The sequence below is a fragment of the Streptomyces sp. NRRL S-350 genome (assembly GCF_000719705.1).
Lineage (GTDB): Bacteria > Actinomycetota > Actinomycetes > Streptomycetales > Streptomycetaceae > Kitasatospora.
In genome coordinates, this window is the sequence record NZ_JOHO01000002.1 from 26,649 (window position 1) to 47,007 (window position 20,359).

The following is a 20,359-nucleotide window of genomic DNA, read 5'->3' on the forward strand; positions in this document are numbered from 1 at the left end:
CACAGGTCTCCGAGGAGGCAGCGGCGGACGGAAACACGGCAAGACGGAGTGCGGACCATGAACGCTGATGTGCAGAACAGGGCCGGGACGACCCTGGTAGTCGCGGCGCAGTCAGGCGACCGGCAGGCCCAGGAGGCGCTGGTCGCCGCCTGGCTGCCGCTCGTCTACAACGTGGCCGGCCGCGCCCTCGGCGGCCACGCCGACGTGGACGACGTCGCGCAGGAGACCATGATCCGTGCCCTGGACGGCCTGGACGGGCTCCGCGACCCGGCGTCGTTCCGGTCGTGGCTGGTCGCCATCACCATGAACCAGGTCCGCCGCCGCCACACCGCCGGGCAGCAGCAGCCGACCGTCGGCGGTCTGGACGAGACCTGGGAGGTCCCGGACCCGCGAGCCGACTTCACCGACCTCACCATCCTGCGGCTGGGCCTGTCCGGCCAGCGCCGTGAGGTCGCCGAAGCCACCCGCTGGCTCGATCCCGACGACCGCGAACTGCTCGCCCTGTGGTGGATGGAGGCCGCCGGCGAACTCACCCGGTCCGAACTCGCCGAGGCCCTCGACCTGAACCCGCAGCACACCGCCGTCCGCGTCCAGCGGATGAAGAAGCAGCTCGAAGCGGGCCGCGTCGTCGTGCGCGCCCTCAGCGCCTACCCCCGCTGCCCCGAACTGACCGCGGTCACCGCCGGATTCGACGGCACCCCGAACTCGGTGTGGCGCAAGCGCATCGCCCGCCACATCCGGGGCTGCGCCGACTGCGACGGCCTCGGCCGTGACCTGTTCCCCGCCGAGGGACTACTGGCCGGCCTCGCACTGGTACCGATCCCGTTCGACTCGCCCGCCCTGCTGCACTTCCAGCACACCGCGGCCGCCGCCGCCCAGGCCGCCGCCACCAAGAGCGCTGCCGCCGGCGCCGGCTCCGGGGCCCACGCCGGCGCGGGAGGGCACGGCGGCTGGGCCGGCACGGCCGCCGGCAAGGCCGCCCTGGCGAGCGTGGCCGCCGCCGCGGTGGCCGTGTCCACCCTCGCCCTGGTGTGGCCGCAGCACGTGGAGCCCCCGCACGCCGCGGCACCGGAGCCCAGCGCTCCGGTCGCCGTCCGGGACACCCCGACGATCGCCGCCGCCGCCCCGGTGGCGACCGTCCCGTCGCCCGTGGTGACGCCCGTGGAGACCGTCACGCCGACTCCCACCGCCACACCGACCCCGACCCGGACGGTCACGGCCGCGCCGGTGCCCAGTCCGGAACGCCAGCTCGTGGACCTGGTCAATGCCGAGCGTGCCAAGGCGGGTTGCGGCCCGCTGCGGATCGACCCCCGGCTGCACACCGCCGCCCAGAAGCACACGGACGACATGGCCGGCCGCGGCTTCTTCGACCACGTCAACCCGGACGGCGTCCGCACCGATGCCCGGATCACCGCCGCCGGCTACCGCTGGTCCCAGTGGGGCGAGAACATCGACCGGGGACCGACCACCCCGGCCGCCGTCCTCGCCCGCTGGATGGACGGCGGCATCCACCAGTCCAACCTGCTCGACTGCGGCTTCAAGGACGTGGGCGTCGGCGTCGCGACCAGTCCGGCCGGCACCTGGTACTGGACCCAGGACCTCGGAGCGCCGATGTCCTGACCGGCAGGGGAACGCGCGGGGGCTACGCGGGCGTGACCCCGACCAGCCCGTCCGCCGAGCCGGTCACGAAGCCGGTGGCCTGACCGACGACACCGCCCGCGTCGCCGCCCCGGGCCGGCGCCAGGTCCGGCGCGCTGCTGAGCGGTCCGGGCAGTCCCTCCTGCCCGCCGACGGCACTGGCGTGCGCGCTGGGAGCGGCGAGGGAGGCCACGACACCCACGGCGAGCGAGGCAACGGCGAGCATGCTGCGCTTCTTCATGGCCCGTCCAACGAGGCTGCGCCGGAAGGGTTACGGCGGCGGCTGCCGCGAACCTCCCCACGACCGGCGGACGGGCTCGGCGGTGACCGCGGGAGGGCGTTGGACGGCCCGCGAGCCGGCCGGGACTCAGGCCGGACGGCGGGCGGGCCGTGGGAACCACCATGGCCCCACCCGCCCCTGCCGGTCAGCGGCGCGCAGGGGGCGGCCGGACGCGAACTGGCGCGCCGGGGCGTGCACCGGCAGGTCCAGCGGCGCCGTCAGAGCGTCCCGGAGCCTCTCGTCACCGCCACCCCGCCCGCCCTCGCCGCTCCGGAGCTGCCCGCCGTGCCGTGCGTGCGCGACGTGCCGTGCGGGCCCGAGGCGCCGGACGCCGCAGTGCCGAACGGCGCCGCGCCCACCGGCTCCACCGGCTCCACCGTCCAGTCCGGGTGCCCCGGCATCGGCGGCGTCCGCAGCCCGTACAGCCAGTCGTCGAGGAACCCGCCCAGGTCCTCCCCGGACACCTCGGAGGCCGTGCGCACGTAGTCCTCGGTGGTGGCGTTGCCGTACCGGTGTTCCCCCAGGAAGGTGCGCTCGATCCGGTCGAAGAGGTCCGCGCCGACCTTCTCGCGCAGCGCGAAGAGCACCAGCGCGCCGCCCGTGTACCGCTGGCTGTCGAAGAGGTTCGCGGCGGTGGGGGCGGCGACCGGCCCGGAGTCGTGCCGCCACTGGTCGCCGAGGCCGTAGAGGTGGCGCATCCGGTCGACCAGGGTGGTGTGGCCCCAGCCGTCCGGCCAGCCGCGCTCGTAGCGGTACATCAGACCGTAGAAGTCGGCGTGGCCCTCGTTGATCCACAGGTCGGACCACCGGGCCGGGGTGACGCTGTCGCCGAACCAGGAGTGGACCAGCTCGTGCATCATGTGGGAGCCGATCTCCGCCTCCGGCCGGCGGAGGAAGTCCGGCTTGTAGAGGGTCAGGGTCTGGGTCTCCAGGCCGGTGAAGCCGAACGCGTCCGGGTCGTCGGTGTCGGCGGGCATGATGCCGTAGGTCTCGAACGGGAAGGGCCCCAGGTGCTCTTCGGCCCAGGCGAGTTGGCCGGGGGTGAGGGCGAGCGCGGGCTCCAGCTCGGCGGCCCGGGCGGTCGGGACGACGTCGCGCAGCGGGAGTCCGTGCGGGCCGGTGCGCTCACGGACGGTGTAGTCGCCGACCGACACCTGGACCAGTTCGGTGGCCATCGGCTCCCGGGAGACGTACCGCCGGGTGGTGCGGCCGTCGCCGTGGTGCTCGGTGCCCGCCGAATCGCCGTTGGCGACGCCCAGGAGGCCGTCCGGCGCGGTCACCGCGATGGCGAACCGGGCCTTGTCGCTGGGGTGGTCGTTGCACGGGAACACGGTGTGCGCGCTCGCGGGTTGGCCGGCCACCGCGAAGCCGTTCGGGGTGGGCACCCAGCCGGTGTGCGGCAGCGGTGCGCGCGGGTCGGCCGTGTACTCGACCGTCAACTCGCTGGTGGTGCCGGGGCGCAAGGGCCCGTCCGGGGTCACGGTCAGCTTCTCGTCGTGCGTCGCGAACGCCGCCGGCCGCCCGTCGACCCGGACGGCGCGCACGGTCAGCCCGAGCGCGTCCAGCTCCAGGCGGGCCAGCGTGCGGTCGGGCAGCACGGTGACCACGGCCGTGCCGTCCACGGTGCGGCTCTCGGCCCGGTAGTCGAAGGCCAGGTCGTACGCGAGCGCCCGGTACCCGGTGTTGCCGAGCGCCGGGAAGACCGGATCGCCGAGCCCGTCCGCGGCACCGGCGGACGGGACGCCCGCGAACAGCAGCACCGCACTGAGCGCGAGCGGCAGGACGAGACCGGCACGGGGCCTGGGCAAGGCTGATCACCGCATTTCACGAGGCGGGCCCCGAGCGGGGCTGGAGCGAGTGCGGATGCTACGGGAGCGCCGGAGCGCAGCGGGCCCGCCTGTCCCGCCCGTCCGACGACTCACCGTGATCCCCCGGACGGCCCACGGTGATGGCGCGGCCCCCGGCCGCCGTCTAGTGTCGGGAGTGCTTCGTCCCCTGACGGACGAGCCACGGCCGTCGGAGAACCTGGCCAGGTCCGGCGGCCGTACTTCCATGCCCTGGTGCTCCCGTCCGGACGCCCGGACGCACCCTCTAGGCTGGCAGCCGAGACGACGCCCGCGTACCGGATGCCAGGAGCCGCCGTGACCAGCCCAGTTTCGCCCGTTCTGGTGATCGGCGAGTGCGTCGCCGACATCGTCCGAAAGGATGGCGCCGCGGACCGGGTGCATCCCGGCGGCAGCCCCGCGAACGTCGCGTACGGCCTGGCCCGGCTGGGCCGCCCGGCCACGCTGCTCACCGAGCTCGGGCCGGACGCCAACGGCAGGCTGATCCGGTCGCACCTGGAGTCGGCGGGCGTGCGGGTGCGGGCCGCCGAGGTCGCGCGGACACCCTCCGCGGTGGTGGAGCTGGACGGGCAGGGCAAGGCCCGGTACACCTTCGACATCGGGTGGACGCTCCCGCCGACGGAGCCCGCCGAGCCGCCCGCCGCGATCCACGTCGGGTCGATCGGCGCGGTCACCGAGCCGGGCGCGGCGGCGGTCCTGGCGCTGGTGGAACGGTGGCGTGGGCGGACGCAGGTCAGCTACGACCCCAATGTGCGCGCCGCGCTGATGGGGGAGCGGGCGGAGGCGGTCCGGCGGGTCGAGCGTTGCGTGGCGCTGAGCGACCTGGTCAAGGCGAGTGACGAGGACCTGGCCTGGCTCTACCCGGGCGAGCGGCCGGAGGCGGTCGCCGAGCGCTGGCTGACGCTCGGCCCCTCCGTGGTCGCGGTGACCCTGGGCGCCGACGGCGCGTTCGCCCGCACTGCAGAGGGCGGACGCGTGGCGGCCGCGGCCGTCCCGGTGCGGGTCGCGGACACCGTCGGCGCCGGGGACTCCTTCATGGCCGCCCTCCTGCACGCCCGCGCGAGCGGCGCCGACCTCCCGGCCTGCCTCACCGGTGCCGTGACGGCCGCCGCCCTGACCGTCTCCCGCCCGGGCGCCAACCCGCCCTCGGCGGCCGAGCTCGCGCAAGCCCTGGCGGACGGGCGGGAGCCCCGTGCGGACCCCGGCACGAGGTAGCCCCGGACCCCGTGCGCCGGGCCGGGCCGGCTTACGACCCGCCCGGTCAACGGCGCTGCTGCCCGCGGACGGTGAGCTCCTTGCCGTACCAGACCTCGGCGTACGGGCCGTTGCTGTAGGCGGGTATCTCCTGGTAGCCGTGCCGGAGGTAGAGCGTGCGGGCCTCGATCAGGTCCAGCCGGGTGTCGAGGACGATCCGGTCGGCGCCCAGGGAGCGTGCCGCCCCGTCGACGGCGGCCAGCAGGCGGGCGCCGCCGCCGGTGCCGCGAAGTCCGGGACGGACGTAGACGCGGGTCAGTTCGACGGTGGCGGCGTCGAGCCGCCGCAGGCCGGCGCACGAGTGGGCGACGCCGTCGTACCGGCCGATCAGGAACAGTCCGTCGGGGGCGGCGAGGTCGTCGCTGGGGGAGTCGGCCAGGCCGGCCTCCAACTGCTCCGGGGTGCCTTCCCGGCCGAGGTGCAGGCGGTAGTAGCGGTTGGCCACGTCGTAGTAGTACGCGCGCAGCAGCTCCAGGGCCTCGGGAGTGGTCACGTCGGCCGGGGCGACGGCCCAGAGGTCGCCGGGGCGGGGCGCGGTGTTCGTCATGCGCGCATGATCCACTCCCCGGCTGCACGGTCGCAATCGGTTTTCGGGCCGGCTCCCGGCCGTCCGGCGAGGTGAAGGCGGGGGCGAACCACCGGGCGGACCGCTGGGCGAACCGCTGGGCGAACCGCGGTCGGGCGAACGGCAAAGGAACGGCAAGGAGCGCGGCGCGTCGTTGCCCCGCGCGGGTGAGGAGGGGATTGGCGGGGGTGTGCGACGGGGGAGCAGTGCAGCCATGGACAGACCATCAGATTGTCAGATTAGCGGGGGTTTGAGGGGGGCTCAGCAGCGCCGGAGCCACGTACGGACCGGCCTGCTGGCCGCCGTCTGCCTCACCGCCGTCGTCGCCGGCTGCGCCGGACCGGCCGGCCCCGCCGCGCCGAAGGCCGCCCCGGCCAAGGCGGACTCGGCCCCCGTCGCCGAAGCACCCGCGGCCCCCGCCGTCGAGGCCGGCGCGGCGCCCGGCGCCGCCGAGGCCGTCGACCGGGGCGCGGCCCGACCGCCCGCGGCGCCGCCGCTGCTGCCCGGCCTGGCCCGGAAGGAGGAGGAGACCAGCAGCGAGGCGGTCGCCCGCAAGGAGGCGACCGTCCGGTCCGCCCTGGAGACCGCCCAGCGGTGGGGCCTGGAGCAGCCGCCGCTGAAGGCCCCACCGCGCCCGGCCACCAGGGCCCAGCTCACCCCCGTGCAGGGCGTCAAGCTCGCCGACGGCCGCCCGCCCGTGGTCTACCGGGTGCCGACCGACGACAAGGTGGTCTTCCTGACCGTCGACGACGGTGCCGAGAAGGACCCGGAGTTCTCCCGGATGGCCGAGGAACTCGGGATCCCGCTCAGCGCCTTCGTGTCCGACTACCTGGTGCGCGAGAACTACGGCTACTTCCGCGGCATGCACGCCCAGGGCGTCGAGATCAACAACCACACGATCAACCACCGCAACCTGAAGGTCCTGGACTACGAGACCCAGCGCCAGGAGATCTGCAGCCAGCAGGACCAACTGGAACAGCAGATCGGCGTCCGCCCCCGGCTGTTCCGGCCGCCGTACGGCGAGTACAACGACGACACGCTGCGCGCGGCGGCCTCCTGCGGGGTGCAGGCGGTGCCGCTGTGGAACGAGGAGGCCTTCCCGGACCACATGGAGTGGCGCTACGACGACCGGAAGCTGCACCCGGGCGACATCATCCTCACCCACTTCCGGGGCACCGACATCTGGAAGGCGTCCATGCCCGACCTCCTGCGCAAGGTCGTCAACGACGTCACCGCGGCCGGCTTCTCGCTGGGCCGCCTGGACGACTACCTGTGACGACGACCCGGAGGAACGCGGCCGGCCAGAGGGCGACGGCAGCGGCCTGAGCGGGGACGATCAGCCGAGCGAGAGGGCGTCGAGGTACACCCAGGCGCCCTCGTGCCGCACGAAGCGGCTGTGCTCGGCGAGCACTCCCTCCTCGCCACCCTCGGTCCAGTACGCCCGGAACGCGACCGTGCCCTCCGCGTGGAACGCACCGCCCTCGGTGGTGGAGACCACCTCCAGTCGGGTCCAGCGCAGCGCCGGGTCGAAGTCGACCTCGTCGGGCCTGGTGTCCGGGTGCCAGGTGCGCAGCAGGTACGCCTCGTCCTGCGCGGCGAAGGCGCTGAACCGGGAGCGCATCAGGGACTCGGCGGTGGTGGCCGCCGTCAGTCCGCGGTGCATCCGGCCGCAGCAGTCCCCGTAGGCGGCGGGCAGGCCGCACGGGCACGGGGAGGAGGGCAGCAGTCGGGGCGCGGCGGAGCGGGGCGCGGGGCGAGGTCGGGACATGGGGTCCATTCTCCCTCACCGCCGGGAGGCTCCCGCCCGCCCGGCGGCCAGGCCCGGCCCGCTCCGGCCCGTCCGCGTTACGCCGGGCGCCGGAAGGAGTAGTTGAACTCGGCGTTGCCGAAGTGCCGCATCATCCGGAGCCAGAACGGCATCATCATCTCGGTGGCCCGGGCGGCCGTGATGTCCCCGAGGTCGAGGATCCACTCGGCCGGCCAGCCGAACTCGCCGAGCAGCGCGACGGTCTCGGCCTTGGCCGCCGCGTCGTTCCCGGCGATGAAGAGGTTGTGCTCGCCGGTGAGCCTGCCCGGGTCCGCCATCAGCTCGCAGTTGATGGTGTTGAGCGCCTTGACGACCCGGGCCCCGGGGAACTCGCGCTGGATCCGCTCGCCGACGCTGTCGGTGTTCACCGGGTCAAGGCTCACCTGGCCCGCCGGATCGAACACCAGCGGGTTGGAGACGTCGATCAGCAGCTTCCCGTCGAGGTGCTCCGCCCCGGCGGCCCGCAGCGCCGCGAGGGCGACCGTCCCGCCGGTGGCGTTCAGCACCGCCTCGCCGAAGGCGGCCGCCTCGGCGAAGGTCCCGCAGTGGGCGTCGGGGCCGGCCTGTGCGGCCCAGGCCAGCGCCTTCTCGTTGTCCTTGCTCCGGGAGCCCAGCGTCACCTGGTGGCCGAGCGAGACCAGTTTGCTCCCCAGGGTCTGCCCGACCATGCCCGTGCCGATGATTCCGATCCGCACCGTTTCCCCGTCTCGTCAGGTGGAGGCCCGTCCCGATCGGACGTTCCGGCGACGACCATAGTTGACCCGGCGTCAGTTCGGCCGGAACACCCGGATCACCTCTCCGTCCCGATGGCGGACATGGCGGCGACGCACCCGCTCGGGCCGTGGCGGCGCCGGCGTACCCGGTCCGGCCGGGGGGCGCGTTCTCAGGGGTGAGCGTCGCCCACCGGGTGCGGGCGGGTACGTCGCCCGGGCCTCGCCCGTCGGCGCGGCGGAACCGGACGGCCTGACGCGGGCGCTGTGGGGTCGAGCGGCAACGGGCGCCCGCCGCGGGCGGGTTCGACGGTCCCGGGCGGTCCGGCGGCGATGGTCGGCCGTACGTCGCGTGGCGCGCGAGTGTGCGCGGCGCGCGACTTCTCCGCGCCCCGGGCCATGGCCGGGTTGCCGGGGCTCGGCGAGTCGCCCGACCCGGCTCGGGTTGTCACTGATAGTAGTTGCCTGGTTGCGGAGGGATCCGTCGCGGAGCCGGATCCCGCGCGCCGACCGGGCGGGACGACTCGACATGAGGAGCGGTCATGGATGGCAGGCAGCGTCCGCCGCGAGCGCGGAGCCCGCGCCGGGGCAGGGCCGCCGGAAGCGGCGGCCGGGTGGACTCCCGCGTGGAGTTCGCCCGTATCGAGGGCTTCCTGGCCTGGGAGGCCGAGGTGGCGGCGGCCGAGCGCGACGCCCGCGCCTTCGCCGGGCAGTTCGCCTGGCTGCCGGCCGCGGAGCGGGAGAGCATCGAGCAGGCCTACACCGCCGACCGGCTGCGCTACGCCGAGGAGGTCGTGGACCGCGCCGTCGAACGCTGCCGCCGGCTGGCCGCCCGCTACCGCAGCGAATGCCACCGGATCTGCACCCGCTGGGCGGCGCTCTGCCTCTCCGTCACCCTGGCGGTGGCGCTGTTCGCCGTCGCCCCGGCGGTCCTGCGGAACTGAGCCCGCAGGGCCGCTCGCGCCGGACGTGCGACGAGGGCCCGCTGCGCCGTTGCCGGCGCAGCGGGCCCTCGCCCGGTTCGGGAACCGACGGTGACCGTGGATCGGTGGCGACCGTGGATCAGTGGTGGCCGTGGCCGCTGGTGACCTCCGCGTGCTCCTCCGCGGTCGGCTTGGCGATCTGGCTGTTCCGGCCGTAGAAGCCGCGGGACAGCTTGACCCGGGTGCGCGTCCACAGGCCGGTCCTGCGGACCACCCCGTTCTCGTCCACCTCGGGCGGCAGGTCCGTCGGCTGCGGCTGGTCGTGCGCCGTGAGGGTGTAGAGCCGGCCCTGCGGCAGCGGGGCGTGGACCTCGACGAACTCGCCGTGCTGGAGCCGGTTGATGACGCCGGTCTCCCGGCCGTGCAGCACCTTCTCCTTGTCCCGCCGCTGCAGGCCCAGGCACCACCGCTTGGTGATCACGAAGACCACCACCGGCACGGCGAAGAAGCCGGCCCGCACCGCGTAGGTGATCGCGTTGATCGAGAGGTGGAAGTGGGTGGCCAGCAGGTCGTTGCCGCCACCGGCCAGCAGGATCAGGTAGAGGCTCATCCAGGCCGCGCCGAAGGCCGTACGGACCGGGGCGTTGCGCGGCCGGTCGGCGATGTGGTGCTCGCCGCGGTCCCCGGTGACCCAGGCCTCCAGGAACGGCCAGCACCAGATGACGAGCAGCACGGTCGGGAAGACCATCAGCGGGATGAACACCCCGAGGTTGAGGGTGTGGCCGCCCCAGACGCTGATCTCCCAGCCGGGCATCACCCGGATCAGGCCCTCGGAGAAGCCCATGTACCAGTCCGGCTGGGCGTCCGTGGACACCTGGTCGGGCCGGTAGGGGCCGTACGCCCAGATCGGGTTGATCGTGGCGATCGCCGACATCACCGCGACCACGCCGAAGACCAGGAAGAAGAAGCCGCCCGCCTTGGCCGTGTAGACCGGCAGCAGCGGCATGCCGACCACGTTCTCATTGGTGCGGCCGGCCCCGGCGAACTGCGTGTGCTTGTGGTAGAAGACCAGGATCAGGTGCGCCGCCAGCAGGCCCAGCATGATTCCCGGGATCAGCAGCACGTGGACGGTGAACAGGCGCGGGATGATGTCGTGCCCCGGGAACTCGCCGCCGAACAGGAAGAACTGCAGGTAGGTGCCGACGATCGGGACGGCCAGGATCGCGCCCTCCATGAACCGGATGCCGGTGCCGGAGAGCAGGTCGTCGGGCAGGGAGTAGCCCATGAAGCCGTCGAACATGCCGAGGATCAGCAGCAGCGCGCCGAAGACCCAGTTGATCTCGCGGGGCTTGCGGAAGGCACCGGTGAAGAACACGCGCATCATGTGCGTGAGCATCCCGGCGATGAAGACGACGGCCGCCCAGTGGTGGATCTGGCGCATCAGCAGGCCGCCGCGGACCTCGAAGCTGATGTTGATCGTCGAGGCGTAGGCCTCCGACATCGGGATGCCCTTGAGCGGCACGTACGACCCGTCGTAGACGACCTCGCCCATGCTCGGCGTGAAGAACATGGTGAGCCAGACGCCGGTCAGGATGATGATGACGAAGGTGTAGAGCGCGATCTCGCCCAGCATGAAGGACCAGTGGTCGGGAAAGATCTTGCGCAGGTTGGACTTGGCCAGGGCGTAGATGCCGAGCCGACCGTCGGTCCAGTCGGCCAGCGCCTCCACCTTGTTGGCGGGCTTGGCGCGCGTGCTGGTCACCGGTCCCGGCTGCGACTGCTGGTCGGTGCTCACGACGGGCTCCCCGGCGTTCTCGGCGCGCCCTGCTGGAGACCCGCCGGCGAGAACGCCGGCCGGCGAAGTGTTGTGATCATGGGACCTCTCGATACGGGCCCGCCGGCCGGACCGGCGCGCGGACCCGGGGGCCCGCTGGACTCGTTGCTCAGGGTGATGGACCGCTTACTCTGTCATGCTGTCGGCAGGGGGCCGACTGTGCACGTCCATCGGGCCGTCCGGCCGCTCGTGTCGGGCCGGACGGGGGTTCCTGACGCCCGATCGGCTGGCCGCCGGTCGGCTCAACGGGTGTCGATGCTGCGGTCGGGTGCCGCTGAACCGTTTCGGCGCGCGCCGCGTCCGGGGGTCGCGCGATCCACGGCCTACGCTGCGCCAATGGTGGATCACCGTGAACTGTTCGAGGACGTCACCGACGCCCTGGCCCGCGCCGGGTTCGACACCGCGCCGGGCCCCTCACCGCTTCGGATCGGCCATCACCCCGAGGGAGTGGTGGTCGGCTGGAGCCCGGGCGCGGACCCGGACGGGCCGCCGACCCGGGAGGCGCGCGCGGCCCTGAGCGCCGCCGCCGCGCTCGTCCTGCGCGAGTGCGGCCACCTGGTCGCCGAGACGGAGACGGGCGAGCTGCTCGTGCGCTCCGCCGAACCGGTGACGGTCCTGGCCGAGCCGGAGCCGGTGCCGGAGCAGTGGTGGGGGTGACCCGCGCCTGCCGTACGTGCCGCACCCGTTGTGCGTGCCGCGTCTGCCGTGCGTGCCGTGCCCGCTGTGCGTGCCGCGCCTGGCGTGGGCGCCACGCGGGCGAAACTGCGGGTCCGGCGAGCACCCCGGGCTTCCCATACCGAACCCTTACCTGAAGCTGGGGTGCAGTTGACCAGCTCGGCCCTAAGGTTTGCCTAAGCTAAGCCGAAGCGCCCTGGACCACCACGTCCGGGGCGTTCGGCTGTGCCGCTCCACCGCCACCGCGGCGGGGCGAGGACAGGTGACGGCCCGGGGCGGCCCGGGGGAGGAGCCCGCTGCATGTGGGATGAGGCGTTTCCCAGCTTCCTGATCGGGCTGCGCGAAGGCCTGGAAGCCGGACTGATCGTGTCGATCCTGGTCGCCACACTGGTCCGGGCCGGCCAGAAGAACCGTTTGCCCCAGGTGTGGACGGGCGTCGCGGCGGCCCTCGCACTCAGCCTGAGCTTCGGAGCGGTACTCACCTTCACCGCCGCCAACCTGTCCGGCCACGCCCAGGAGGCGTTCGGCGGGGTGCTCAGCCTGATCGCGGTCTGCTTCGTCACCGCGATGGTGTTCTGGATGCGCCGCTCGGCCCGTACCCTCTCCGCCGAACTGAAGGAGAAGGTCCAGGCCTCGCTGGCGATGGGCGCCGGCGCCCTGGTCCTCACCAGCTTCCTCGCGGTCGCCCGCGAAGGCCTGGAGACCTCCCTCTTCCTGTGGACCAACGTGCGCACCGCCGGGGAGTCCACCGGGCCGCTGATCGGCGCGGCCGCCGGCCTGGTGCTCTCCACCGCGCTCTGCTGGGGCCTGTACCGGCGGGCGCTGAAGATGAACCTCACCCGGTTCTTCACCGTCACCGGCGCCGGCCTCATCGTCGTCGCGGCGGGCGTGCTCGGCTACGGCCTGCGCGACCTGCAGGAGTCCGGCCTGGTCGGCGGCGGCAGCACGTACGCCTTCGACCTGAGCGGCCACCTGGACGCCTCGTCCTGGTACGCCACCCTCGTCCAGGGCACGCTCAACCTGACCGTCACCATGACCGTCCTGCAGGTCGTCGGCTACGTCGCGTACCTGGGCATCGTCATGACGACGTTCATCGACGGCGTCCGGGGCGGCGCGAGCGCTCAGGCCCCCGCGGCGGGCTCCGGGACCGCGTCGGTTCCGACGGCCGCAGCCACCGGGGACGCGGCCGCGCCGGTGCGCCCCGGCCGTCCGCGCTGGGTGCTGCCCACCGCGCTGGTCGCCGTGCCCGTCGTGGTGGCCGGCGCCGTGGTCGCGGTCAGCGACGGCAAGCAGGACGGCTCCGCCACCGTCTCCGTCTCCGAGCGGGAGTGCGGCCGGGGATTCGGCTCCCCGCAGCCCGGCCAGCAGGTGTTCCAGATGCACAACACCGGCGACAAGGTCTCCGAGGTGTACCTGGTCGACCCGGGCACCGGCGCGGTCTACGGCGAGATCGAGGGCCTGGCCCCCGGCACCACCCGGGCCCTGACCGCCACCATCGGCATTGGCGACTACGCCTGGCGCTGCGTGCCCACCGGCGGCACGTCCGTCACCTCCACCGCCGTGCACGTCACCGGCGGCAGCGAGGTGAAGGCCGTCAAGCCGGTCTCCGAGGACGACCTCAAGGCCCCGCTCGACAGCTACAAGGACTACGTCGTCCAGGGCCTCGCCGCGCTCATGACGCAGACCCAGAAGCTCCAGGCCGACGTGCACTCCGGCGACCTCGCCACCGCCGAGGCCGACTGGCTCACCGCCCACCTGCAGTACGCCGCACTCGGTGCGGCCTACGGCACCTTCGCCGACCTCGACGGCAAGATCGACGGGCGCCCGGACGGCCTTGCCGACAAGTACCAGGACCCGGGCTTCACCGGCTTCCTGCGCCTGGAGTACGGCCTCTGGCACGGCCAGTCCGCCGCCGACCTGACGCCCGTCGCCGACGAGCTGGCCCAGAACGTCGCCAAACTGGTGCACGACTTCCCCGGGCAGGACTTCGATCCCGGCGCCCTGCCGCTGCGCGCCCACGAGATCCTGGAGAACACCCTCCAGTTCGAACTGACCGGCGACACCGACATGGGCAGCGGCACCACCCTGGCCACCGCCCAGGCCAACCTGGCGGGCACCCAGGAGCTGCTGACGCTGCTGCAGCCGCTGCTCGACGAGCGCGATCCGCAGGTACTGGTGCGGGTGAACGCCGGGATGAAGCGGGTCGGCGACCTCGTGGCCGCCGCGCACCGGCCCGAGGGCTGGACCCCGGTCGACCGGCTCCCCGCCGACCGCCGCCGTCAGCTCGACGGCGCCACCGGCCAACTGCTCGAAGACCTCGCCCCCATCCCCGCCCTGCTCGAGATCCGGAAGGCCGCCTGATGACCGACCACACCGCAGCCGCCGGCTCCTGCCCGTTCCCGCACGCGGCGGCTGTCGTCAGTGACACCGCCGTGGTCGAAGCGGCTGTCGGCGAGGCCGCCGTGGTGGAAGCCGCTGTCGGGGAAGCCGCCGTGGTGGAAGCCGCTGTCGTCGAGGACGCCGTGGTCGAAGCCGCCGCGCAGGGCGGCTGCCCGGCAGGCCCGGCCCGGCGCAGCTTCGTGCGGGCCGCGCTCGGCGCCGGTGCCGGAGCGGCCGTGCTTGCCGGCGGCGCCCTCACCCTCGGTGCCGATCCGGCCGCCGCAGGGGACAGCCGACCGGCGAAGAGCGGGGCGGTGCCGTTCCACGGCGACCACCAGGCCGGCGTCACCACCCCGGCCCCGGCCCACGCGGCCTTCGTCTCCTGCCAGGTCATCGCCCAGGACCGAAAGGGCCTCGAAGACCTCCTCAGGACCCTGACCGAGCGGATCCGCTTCCTCACCGCCGGCGGCACCCCGCCCGACCTCGGCGTCGGCGCGCCGCCCTCGGACAGCGGAATCCTCGGCCCGACCGTCCCCACCGACAACCTGACCGTCACGGTCGGCGTCGGCGCCTCGCTCTTCGACGACCGCTACGGCCTGGCCAAGGCCAAGCCGGTCAAGCTGGCGCCGATGAAGACGTTCCCCAACGACAACCTCCAAGCCGCCGAACTGCACGGCGACCTCTCGCTGCAGATCTGCGCCGACCGGCAGGACACCGTGCTGCACGCCCTGCGCGACCTCACCCGGCACACCCGGGGCGCGATGCAGATCCTCTGGCGGATCGACGGCTTCCAGAACCAGTCCCGTCCGGACGGTGCGCAGCGCAACCTGCTCGGTTTCAAGGACGGCATCGTCAACCCGGACACCACCTCCTCGCGCGAGATGGACCGGCTGGTCTGGGTCACCGACGGGACGGGCGAACCCGGCTGGGCCACCGGCGGCAGCTACCAGGTGATCCGGATCATCCGGATGCTGATCGAGTTCTGGGACCGCGTCACCCTCACCGAGCAGGAGAAGATGTTCGGCCGCCGCCGCGACACCGGCGCGCCGCTGGACGGCCGCCAGGAGACCGACGCGCCGGACTACGCCAAGGACCCGGACGGCAAGGTGATCCCGCTCGACGCGCACATCCGGCTCGCCAACCCGCGCACCGCCGACACCGACGGCTCGCGGATCCTGCGCCGGGGCTTCAACTACGACCGGGGCATCGACAAGGCGGGCAACCTGGACATGGGCCTGGTGTTCTGCTGCTACCAGCAGGACGTGGTGCGGCAGTTCGAGGCCACCCAGACCCGGCTCATCGGCGAGCCGCTGGTGGACTACATCTCGCCGACCGGCGGCGGGTACTTCTTCGTCCTGCCGGGCGTGAAGGACAACGCCGACTGGCTCGGGCGGGGGCTGCTGGCCGCCGCCTGACGGGCGCGGTCCGGTACGACCCGGGTGCGGGCCGGGTGCGGGCTGGGCGCGGTCCGGTACGACCCGGGTGCGGGCCGGGCGCGGTCCGGTGCGGGCCGGGTGCGGGTCTGGCGTGGGCTGGGCGCGGTCCGGTGCGGGCCGGTACGGGTCTGGCGTGGGCGGGGCGGAGGCGTGGCCGGTCAGGACCCGAGCGTGAAGCCGATGACCGCGCCACCGCCCTCCCGGTTGGCGGCGAAGGCGGTGCCGCCGTGCGAGCGGGCCACCTCGTGCACGATGGCCAGCCCCAGCCCCGAACCCGGCAGGCTGCGGGCGGCCGTGGCCCGGTAGAAGCGGTCGAAGACCCGGTCGAGATCGGCCACCTCGATGCCGGGGCCGCGATCGCGCACCTCGACCCGCGGGCCGCGCACCACGACCTCGATCGGCCCCTCGCCGGCCGGGTCGAACTTGGCGGCGTTGTCGAGCAGATTGCCCACCGCGCGGGCCAGCGCGTCCGGCCGGGCGGTGACGACGGTGTCGTCCGCGTCCACGACGATCTCCCGGTCGCTGCGCCGCCTGGCCTGGGCGGCGGCCTCCCGGACCACCTCGGCCAGCACCACGCCGGTCGGCAGCTCGTCCGCCCTGCGGTCCGCGGCGAGCGCCACCAGCTCCTCCACCAGCAGGGTCAACTCCCGTGCCTCCTCGGTCAGATCGGCCATCAGGGCGGCACGTTCGGCGGCCGGCAGCCGGTCCATCGCGGGGAGCACCGAGAGGTTGGTGCGCAGGCTGGTCAGCGGAGTGCGCAGCTCGTGCCCGGCGTCCTGGACGAGCCGGCGCTGGTTCTCCTTGGCGGTGGCCAGACGGACCAGCATCCGGTCGAAGGCCCGGCCGAGCCGGCCCACCTCGTCCTTCCCGGCGACGGGCACCGACACGTCGAGCCGGCCGCTGGCGGCGACCAGTTCGGCCGCGTCGGTGAGCCGGACCAGCCGGTCGGTGATCCGCCGGGCCAGCAGCCAGCCCGCCCCGCCGGCGAACAGCGCGACGACCGCCACCAGGGCCACCGTACGGACCCGAAGGGCCGCCAGCAGGCGCTCGGTCGGCCCGACCTGCTGGATGATCTGGACCGCGCCGCGGCCACCGCCGAGCGAGACCACGCCCACCCGGAGGGCGTCGCCGTGCAGGCGGCGCAGCCCGGTGGAGGTGCGGCCGGGCTCCGCGGCCCGGGCGAGCTCGCGGTCGACCGGGGTGGGCGGCAGGTCGAGCCGGCCCGTGCCGGGCAGCACCCGGGCGTCGGGGTCGAGCGCCTGGGAGGTCACCCGGATCGGGCGCAGCAGGTCGTCGCTGAGACCGCTCGGGCCGGCGAAGTCCCCCGGGAAGAGGCTCTCGAGTTCGACCTGACGGTGGACGGACTCGACGGCCGCGGAGAAGTCGGCGGTCTCGTCGTCCCGGATCAGCCGGGCGGCGGCGTGGTAGCCGAGCGCGCCGATCAGCACCGCGACCAGCGCGGCGATCGCCGCGAAGGCGAGCGAGAGGGTGGTGCGCAGACCCGGGCGCGGCAGCCGCAGGCGGCGGCGGCGGGCCGGGCCGGTCACGGCTCGCGCAGCGTGTAGCCGACGCCGCGGACGGTGTGGATCAGCGGCGGCAGGCCCGAGTGGTCGAGCTTGCGGCGCAGGTAGCCGATGAACACGGCGAGGTTCTTCGAACCGGGGCCGAAGTCGTAGCCCCAGATCCGCTCGTACAGGGTGGCCTGGTCGAGGACGGCACCGGCGTGCCGGGTCAGCAGCTCCAGCAGGTCGAACTCGGTGCGGGAGAGTTCGAGCTCCTGGCCGGCCCGCCAGGCGCGCCGGGCGGCCGGCTCCATCCGCAGGTCGGCGACGGTCAGGACCTCGGCGGCGGGCGTGGGCGGGTTGCGGCGCAGCAGGGCGCGCAGGCGGGCGAACAGCTCGGCCACGTCGAAGGGCTTGACCAGGTAGTCGTCGGCCCCGGCGTCGAGGCCGGCGATCCGGTCGGGCACCTCGACCCGGGCGGTGAGCATCAGCACCGGGGTGCGGTCTCCGGCGGCACGCAGCCGGCGGCAGACCTCCAGGCCGTCCGGCTCGGGCATCATCACGTCGAGCAGCAGGACGTCCGGGCGCTGCTCGGCGAACACGGCCAGGGTCTGGGTGCCGTTCGCGGCGATCCGCACCCGGTAGCCCTCCAGCATCAGCGCCCGGGCGAGCGAATCGCGGATGGCCCGGTCGTCCTCGGCGATCAGCACCATGTGGGTCATGGCGAGGATTCTCCCTGGCGTGCCCACGACGCTTTCGGGCGGGTCCGGAACCCGGACCGCGGGCCCGCACGGCCGCCGCTTTCGCGCGCCGCTTCGCAGGCGTACGGTTGCCCCACGGTGGCGCGCCGCCGGGTGGGCCGCCTGGTCCGTGTCGGCACGCCCTGCCGGAGGCCGCGATGGCAGACCGGATGGCCTTCCTCACCACCCCGCGCGCGGAGCGGGCCCGCCGGGACGCGCGGGAGCGCCTGGGGGACCGGAACGAGGTGTACCGGCCGGGCGGCCTGCTGCCGGTGATCAGCGGACAGGCCGAGCGGTGCATGGACTGCGGGCTGCCGTTCTGCCACCACGCCTGCCCGCTCGGGAACCTCGTACCGGAGTGGAACCGGCTGGCGGCGGCCGGAGACTGGCAGGCCGCGGCGGCCCGGCTGCTGGCGACCGACAACTTCCCGGAGTTCACCGGGCGGCTCTGCCCGGCGCCCTGCGAGAGCGCCTGCGTGCTGGCCATCGACGGAGCCGCGGTGACCATCAGGAACGTCGAGCTGGCCATCGCCGACCGGGCCCGGGACGAAGGTTGGGACGGGCCGCACCCACCCGAGCGGCGCGGCGGGTACCGGGTCGCCGTGATCGGCTCGGGCCCGGCCGGGCTGGCCGCCGCCCAGCAGCTGACCCGCGCCGGGCACGCCACCACGGTGTACGAGCGGGCCGACCGGCCGGGCGGGCTGCTCCGGTACGGCATCCCCCCGTTCCGGCTGGAGAAGCACCGGCTGGAACGCCGGCTCGACCAACTCCGGGCCGAGGGCACCGCGTTCCGCACCGGCGTGTGGGTCGGCCGGGACGTCACGGGAGAGGAACTGCGGGCCGGATACGACGCCCTGGTGGTCGCGGTGGGCGCGACCGCCCACCGTGAACTGCCGGTACCCGGCCGTGAACTGCCCGGGGTGCACCCGGCCATGGACTACCTGACCTGGGCCAACCGGGTGGACGAAGGTGACTGCGCGGCCTCGCCGGTCTCTGCGGAGGGCCGTCACGTGGTCATCGTCGGCGGCGGGGACACCGCGGCCGACTGCCTGGGGACGGCGCTGCGCCAGCGCGCCGCCTCGGTCATCCAACTGGACATCAACCCGCGCCCGCCGGACGGGCGGGCAGCCGGGCAGCCCTGGCCGGTGCACGCCAAGGTGTACCGGGAGACCACCTCGCACGAGGAGTGCGGCGCCGCCGGGGCCGGATCGCGGGTGTTCGCGGCGGTCACCGTGGGGTTCGAGCCGGGCCCGGACGGCCGGCTCGTCGCCGTCCGCTTCGCCGAAGCCGGGGGCGGGGGCGGGGGTAGGGGTGACGATGGGGGTGGGGCGGGAGCTGGGACGGGAGGCGGCGTGGGCGCCGTCGTCGGATCCGGCGCCGAGGCTGCCGACCGCAGCCCGAGGGCCGGTACCGAGCGGAGCCTGCCCGCACAGCTCGCACTGCTCGCGCTGGGCTTCACCGGCCCGGAACCGGACCAGCGGCTCTTCGCCCAACTGGGCCTCGCCACCGGCCCGCAGGGCACACTGACCCGGGACGACGGCTTCGGCACCGCCACACCGGGCGTGTTCGTCGCCGGCGATGCCGGGCGCGGGCAGTCGCTGATCGTCTGGGCGATCGCCGAGGGGCGGTCGGCGGCCGCGGCGGTGGACCGCTACCTGCGCGGCCGGACCGAACTCCCGGCGCCGATCAGCGCATCGGCGCGGGCGCTCACGCTGGGAGGGGCTTGAGGGGCTTGAGGGGCTTGAGGGGCTTGAGGGGCTTGAGGGGCTTGAGGGGCCTGAGGATCCTGAGGGTCTTGATGGGTCTTGATGGGCCTGGGTGGGCTCCTCAGCGAGGGGCATGAGGGGCCTGAGCGGCCTCCTGGTCGGTGTCGGAAGCCCGGCGTGCTTCGGTGGAGCGGTGTTGAGCCGTGGGAACGGGTGGGGATCCGGCGATGCTCGCCGACGCCCTCCCACCCGACCGCCAGCTGGTCCCGGACGAAGCGCTGCGCGAGCTCCTGCCAGCGCGCGAAGCGGCGGACGTGCTGCGAATGGGCGACCACGACGCCGACTTCGACCACGGGCTCCGCGTAATGATCGAGGCTTCCGGGCGGAGACGGAGACGGAGACGGAGACGGAGCCGGAGACGGCGGGCCCGGCCCCCGCGGAGGATCGGCTAGCGTGAGGCCCATGACCGCTCTTGACCCTCGCAGCACCGCCCTGGTCGTGATCGACCTGATGGACCGGATCGTCGCCAACCCGCTCGCGCCGCGCACCGGTTCGGAGGTGGTCGCCACGTCGCTGGAACTCGCCCGGGCCTTCCGTGCCGCCGGTGCCCCGGTCGTCGCCGTACGGGTCGAGCGGCCGGGCGTGGCCGAGCAGCCGCCCGGAAGCGAACTCGTCGCGGAGGTCGCGGCGGTGGCCGACGAGATCCTGGTCAAGCGCACCATCGGCGCCTTCCACGGCACCGGACTGCACGAACTGCTGCAGTCGCGGGGCGTGCAGACCCTGGTGTTCACCGGGATCGCCACCAACCTCGGGGTGGAGTCGAGCGCCCGCGCGGCCTCCGACCACGGGTACACGCTGGTGTTCGTCGAGGACGCGATGGCCGCACTCACGGCGGACGAGCACCGGGCGTCCGTGGAACTGGACTTTCCGCGCCTCGGCGACATCGTGGCGGCGGCGGACCTGCGGCTGGTCTAGGGGCCGGGTTCAGCTGCTGCCCGCTCGGAGGCGGTACGGCTCCGGTCGCTTGGAGTCGGTGTCTCGGGCGTCGCGGGCTGCCGGTGCCGCC

Annotated in this window: 17 protein-coding genes; 9 read left to right on the plus strand and 8 right to left on the minus strand. The window is 74.1% G+C overall.

Annotated features, from left to right (window positions below; all coding sequences use genetic code 11):
- Window positions 1-57 precede the first annotated feature (57 nt).
- Window positions 58-1,620: a sigma-70 family RNA polymerase sigma factor gene (locus tag IF30_RS0101615; protein ID WP_030230830.1), complete on the plus strand. Its 1,563-nt coding sequence runs from the start codon at window positions 58-60 to the stop codon at window positions 1,618-1,620.
- A 22-nt stretch (window positions 1,621-1,642) separates the two neighbouring features.
- Here the strand turns inward: IF30_RS0101615 and IF30_RS0101620 are convergent, their stop codons facing one another.
- Both IF30_RS0101620 and IF30_RS0101625 read right to left on the minus strand, forming a co-directional pair.
- On the minus strand, window positions 1,643-1,879 hold the full coding sequence (locus tag IF30_RS0101620; RefSeq protein ID WP_030230832.1) for a hypothetical protein: 237 nt from the start codon (window positions 1,877-1,879) through the stop codon (window positions 1,643-1,645).
- Between the two features lie 257 nt (window positions 1,880-2,136).
- The gene (locus IF30_RS0101625; RefSeq protein ID WP_051709016.1) at window positions 2,137-3,726 is read right to left on the minus strand and encodes a M1 family metallopeptidase; all 1,590 of its coding nucleotides are present in this window, start codon (window positions 3,724-3,726) and stop codon (window positions 2,137-2,139) included.
- Between the two features lie 333 nt (window positions 3,727-4,059).
- On the opposite strand from IF30_RS0101625, the gene IF30_RS0101630 reads away from it, so the two are divergent.
- Window positions 4,060-4,977 (plus strand): carbohydrate kinase family protein, encoded by a 918-nt coding sequence (locus IF30_RS0101630; protein ID WP_234322546.1) that lies wholly within the window; start codon window positions 4,060-4,062, stop codon window positions 4,975-4,977.
- 46 nt (window positions 4,978-5,023) lie between these two features.
- Here IF30_RS0101630 and IF30_RS0101635 read toward each other — a convergent pair whose 3' ends face one another.
- Window positions 5,024-5,563, minus strand: a complete 540-nt coding sequence (locus tag IF30_RS0101635; RefSeq protein WP_030230840.1) for a GNAT family N-acetyltransferase — start codon at window positions 5,561-5,563, stop codon at window positions 5,024-5,026.
- A gap of 268 nt (window positions 5,564-5,831) precedes the next feature.
- Between IF30_RS0101635 and IF30_RS0101640 the strand changes: the two genes are divergently transcribed.
- Window positions 5,832-6,857 (plus strand): polysaccharide deacetylase family protein, encoded by a 1,026-nt coding sequence (locus IF30_RS0101640; RefSeq protein ID WP_030230842.1) that lies wholly within the window; start codon window positions 5,832-5,834, stop codon window positions 6,855-6,857.
- Between the two features lie 60 nt (window positions 6,858-6,917).
- Here IF30_RS0101640 and IF30_RS0101645 read toward each other — a convergent pair whose 3' ends face one another.
- Both IF30_RS0101645 and IF30_RS0101650 read right to left on the minus strand, forming a co-directional pair.
- A complete protein-coding gene (locus tag IF30_RS0101645; protein ID WP_030230845.1) occupies window positions 6,918-7,349 on the minus strand; it encodes a YchJ family protein in 432 nt (143 codons plus the stop codon).
- 77 nt (window positions 7,350-7,426) lie between these two features.
- Window positions 7,427-8,083, minus strand: coding sequence for an NADPH-dependent F420 reductase (locus tag IF30_RS0101650; protein ID WP_030230847.1), 657 nt, complete (start codon window positions 8,081-8,083; stop codon window positions 7,427-7,429).
- Between the two features lie 641 nt (window positions 8,084-8,724).
- Between IF30_RS0101650 and IF30_RS0101655 the strand changes: the two genes are divergently transcribed.
- Entirely contained in the window at window positions 8,725-9,042 is a 318-nt protein-coding gene (locus IF30_RS0101655; RefSeq protein ID WP_158834687.1) for a cytochrome C oxidase subunit I, read from the plus strand.
- A gap of 118 nt (window positions 9,043-9,160) precedes the next feature.
- On the opposite strand, the gene IF30_RS0101660 is transcribed toward IF30_RS0101655, so the two are convergent.
- Complete coding sequence (locus IF30_RS0101660; protein WP_030230853.1) at window positions 9,161-10,783, minus strand: cytochrome b; 1,623 nt, start codon at window positions 10,781-10,783, stop codon at window positions 9,161-9,163.
- Window positions 10,784-11,191: 408 nt separating this feature from the next.
- On the opposite strand from IF30_RS0101660, the gene IF30_RS0101665 reads away from it, so the two are divergent.
- The 3 genes from IF30_RS0101665 (at window position 11,192) to efeB (ending at window position 15,324) form a co-directional block, all read left to right on the plus strand.
- Window positions 11,192-11,512, plus strand: a complete 321-nt coding sequence (locus tag IF30_RS0101665) for a hypothetical protein (protein ID WP_030230855.1) — start codon at window positions 11,192-11,194, stop codon at window positions 11,510-11,512.
- Between the two features lie 318 nt (window positions 11,513-11,830).
- Window positions 11,831-13,891, plus strand: coding sequence for an iron uptake transporter permease EfeU (gene efeU / locus IF30_RS0101670; RefSeq protein WP_030230858.1), 2,061 nt, complete (start codon window positions 11,831-11,833; stop codon window positions 13,889-13,891).
- The gene (gene efeB, locus IF30_RS0101675) at window positions 13,891-15,324 is read left to right on the plus strand and encodes an iron uptake transporter deferrochelatase/peroxidase subunit (protein ID WP_078891055.1); all 1,434 of its coding nucleotides are present in this window, start codon (window positions 13,891-13,893) and stop codon (window positions 15,322-15,324) included. The genes efeU and efeB overlap by 1 nt, the downstream gene beginning before the upstream one ends.
- Window positions 15,325-15,503: 179 nt before the next feature.
- Here efeB and IF30_RS0101680 read toward each other — a convergent pair whose 3' ends face one another.
- Window positions 15,504-16,892 (minus strand): HAMP domain-containing sensor histidine kinase, encoded by a 1,389-nt coding sequence (locus tag IF30_RS0101680; RefSeq protein WP_078891056.1) that lies wholly within the window; start codon window positions 16,890-16,892, stop codon window positions 15,504-15,506.
- Entirely contained in the window at window positions 16,889-17,569 is a 681-nt protein-coding gene (locus IF30_RS0101685) for a response regulator transcription factor (RefSeq protein WP_030230863.1), read from the minus strand. The genes IF30_RS0101680 and IF30_RS0101685 overlap by 4 nt, the downstream gene beginning before the upstream one ends.
- Window positions 17,570-17,745: 176 nt before the next feature.
- Here IF30_RS0101685 and IF30_RS0101690 point away from each other — a divergent pair, with 176 nt between their 5' ends.
- Complete coding sequence (locus tag IF30_RS0101690) at window positions 17,746-19,314, plus strand: glutamate synthase subunit beta (protein WP_030230866.1); 1,569 nt, start codon at window positions 17,746-17,748, stop codon at window positions 19,312-19,314.
- A gap of 441 nt (window positions 19,315-19,755) precedes the next feature.
- Window positions 19,756-20,268 carry an isochorismatase family protein gene (locus tag IF30_RS0101700; RefSeq protein ID WP_030230871.1) on the plus strand — a complete coding sequence of 171 codons (513 nt, stop codon included), beginning with the start codon at window positions 19,756-19,758 and terminating at the stop codon, window positions 20,266-20,268.
- Window positions 20,269-20,359 lie beyond the last annotated feature (91 nt).

Coding starts and splice junctions, on each gene's coding strand:
- IF30_RS0101615 (WP_030230830.1), top strand. CDS start 58: ATGAACGCTGATGTGCAGAACAGGGCCGGGACGACCCTGGTAGTCGCG.
- IF30_RS0101620 (WP_030230832.1), bottom strand. CDS start 1,879: ATGAAGAAGCGCAGCATGCTCGCCGTTGCCTCGCTCGCCGTGGGTGTC.
- IF30_RS0101635 (WP_030230840.1), bottom strand. CDS start 5,563: ATGACGAACACCGCGCCCCGCCCCGGCGACCTCTGGGCCGTCGCCCCG.
- IF30_RS0101645 (WP_030230845.1), bottom strand. CDS start 7,349: ATGTCCCGACCTCGCCCCGCGCCCCGCTCCGCCGCGCCCCGACTGCTG.
- IF30_RS0101665 (WP_030230855.1), top strand. CDS start 11,192: ATGGTGGATCACCGTGAACTGTTCGAGGACGTCACCGACGCCCTGGCC.
- efeU (WP_030230858.1), top strand. CDS start 11,831: ATGTGGGATGAGGCGTTTCCCAGCTTCCTGATCGGGCTGCGCGAAGGC.
- efeB (WP_078891055.1), top strand. CDS start 13,891: ATGACCGACCACACCGCAGCCGCCGGCTCCTGCCCGTTCCCGCACGCG.
- IF30_RS0101685 (WP_030230863.1), bottom strand. CDS start 17,569: ATGACCCACATGGTGCTGATCGCCGAGGACGACCGGGCCATCCGCGAT.
- IF30_RS0101690 (WP_030230866.1), top strand. CDS start 17,746: ATGGCAGACCGGATGGCCTTCCTCACCACCCCGCGCGCGGAGCGGGCC.
- IF30_RS0101700 (WP_030230871.1), top strand. CDS start 19,756: ATGACCGCTCTTGACCCTCGCAGCACCGCCCTGGTCGTGATCGACCTG.